This window comes from Streptomyces sp. (assembly GCF_031178505.1).
Taxonomy (GTDB): domain Bacteria; phylum Actinomycetota; class Actinomycetes; order Streptomycetales; family Streptomycetaceae; genus Streptomyces; species Streptomyces gulbargensis.
Genome location: NZ_JAPSIW010000913.1, coordinates 1 through 2384, shown reverse-complemented (window position 1 = coordinate 2384; position 2384 = coordinate 1). Strand labels below are relative to the sequence as shown.

The following is a 2384-nucleotide window of genomic DNA, read 5'->3' as shown; positions in this document are numbered from 1 at the left end:
GAGGACGAGACCCTCATGGACCGCTATCTCGGCGGCGAGGAGATCGACGTCGACACGCTGATCGACGATCTGGAGAGGGCCGTGGCCCGGGGCACGTTCCACCCGGTGCTGGCGGCCGCGCCGGCCGGCGACGGCGGCACGCAGGGTCTGGGCACCGTGGAACTCCTGGAGCTGATCACCCGCGGCTTCCCCTCCCCCCTGGAGCACGAGCCGGTGGCCGTGACCACGCCGGACGGGCAGCCGCGGCCCCCGCTCGCCTGCGATCCGGACGGGCCGCTCGTGGCCGAGGTCGTCAGGACGGCCGCCGACCCGTACGTGGGCCGGCTCTCGCTGGTGCGGGTCTTCTCCGGCACGCTGCGCCCGGACCTGACGGTGCACGTCTCGGGCCACGGGCTCGCCGACCGGGGACACGAGGACCACGACGTGGACGAACGCGTCGGTGGTCTGACCTCGCCGTTCGGGAAGCAGCAGCGGCCGGTCCCGTACTGCGTCGCCGGTGACCTGGCCTGTGTCGCCCGGCTCGGGCGGGCCGAGACCGGCGACACGATCTCCGCCAGGGAGGACCCGCTCCTGATGGAGCCCTGGAGCATGCCGGAGCCGCTGCTCCCGCTGGCCGTCGAGGCGCACGGCAAGGCCGACGAGGACCGTCTCTCCCAGGGCCTGGCCCGGCTGGTCGCCGAGGACCCGACCCTGCGGCTCGAACACAATCAGGACACCCGGCAGGTGGTGCTGTGGTGCCTGGGCGAGGCACACCAGGACGTCGTCCTGGAGCGGCTGCGCGGCCGCTACGGGGTGCGCGTGGACGCCGTGCCGTACAAGGTGCCGCTGCGGGAGACCTTCGGCGGGCCGGCGGCGGGCCGGGGCCGGCACGTGAAGCAGTCCGGCGGCCACGGCCAGTTCGCCGTCTGCGAGATCGAGGTGGAACCGCTGCCACCGGGCAGCGGCGTGGAGTTCGTCGACAAGGTGGTGGGCGGGGCGGTGCCGCGCCCGTTCGTGGCTTCCGTGGAGAAGGGCGTACGGGCACAGGCCGCGCGCGGCGTGTCGGCGGGGTGCCCGCTGGTGGACGTCCGGGTCACCCTGCGGGACGGCAAGGCGCACTCGGTGGACTCCTCGGACGCCGCCTTCCAGACGGCCGGGGCGCTCGCGCTCCGCGAGGCCGCCACCGGGGCCGCCGTCCACCTCCTCGAACCGGTGGCCGAGGTCCGGGTGATGGTGCCCGACGAGTACGTGGGCCCGGTGATGAGCGACCTGTCCGGGCGGCGCGGGCGGGTCCTCGGGACCGAACAGGCGGGCCCGGGCCGCACGGTGGTGCGTGCGGAGGTGCCCGAGATCGAGATCGGCCGGTACGCGATCGATCTGCGGTCCCTCTCGCACGGCGCCGGCCGGTTCGACCGCGCCTACGCCCGGCACGAGCCGATGCCCTCCCAGCTGGCCGAGAAGGTGCGCCGACAGGCCGGCGGCAACGGCTCCCTGACGGGCTGACAGGCGGCGCCGTCCGCCCGGCCGCGACCGGGCGGACGGCATTCGGCCGCCGTTTTCCACAGGCGGTGACGCGTCCGCCGGTACCCGGTTACGCTGTGGTGCCCAGCTCGGAAGGTGTGCGGGGCGCGGCAGTGGGGAACAGCCCGCACAGGGCAGTCGCGGCGATGGGGGCGGAAGTGGCGATCGACGGTTTCGGACCCGGGGCTCAGATCCCTCTCCAGGGGTCGGAGGGACGGACGGGCGCGACCCATGCCCTCGCCTCCGCCGCGTACCGGGACAGCCCGCTCAAGACGATCCAGGAAGCCGACAACGAGCTCTACAAGACGGCCGTCAAGCCGGGAAAGTGGGAGAAGCTCTTCCGTCCCGACCTCGGCGAGGCCTTCTCCCGGGCCGTGCAGGTCCGCATGCTGGGCGGCGCCCGCAAGGCGCTCATCCAGTCCTTCGGCGCCGAGCCGCAGCCGGTCGTCGAACACTGCCTCGCGGCCACCCATCTCCGCCGGCAGCGTGACGCCAAGCTGACCCTGATCACGTTCTTCTGCGGCATCCTGTTCCTGCCCGGCCTGCTGCTCTGGCTCGGCGTCGTCCAGCTGCGCAGGATCGCGGCCGGTTCGGAGAACAGGCGCACCAGCGCGCTGGGCACGGCCGTGCTCTGGGCGGCCGGTCTCTTCGGCGTGCTCGTCCTGGTCAAGCTGCCCTTCGACGGCCTCCTCGCCAACTATCTGCGCGCCATGCTCGTGGCGCCGGTCGTGGGCTGGTTCCTCGCCCGCCGGATCTGCGAGCGGACGGCCGTGGACCTGCGGGAGCGCTGGACCGCCCTGCTCAGCGGCGGCGGCATCGGCCCGCACATCCCGAAGTCCGTCCCGACCGATCCGAACGAGAAGGGCGCCGAGGAGCTCCGGAGG

At 73.7% G+C, this 2384-nt stretch carries 1 protein-coding gene and 1 pseudogene; both read left to right on the top strand.

The window, feature by feature from the left end; translation table 11 throughout:
• On the top strand, positions 1-1482 hold a 1482-nt coding region (locus RIF68_RS34365; RefSeq protein ID WP_309055401.1), incomplete at its 5' end, for an elongation factor G.
• A gap of 164 nt (positions 1483-1646) precedes the next feature.
• Positions 1647-2384: pseudogene (locus RIF68_RS34360) on the top strand (hypothetical protein); the annotation flags it as partial.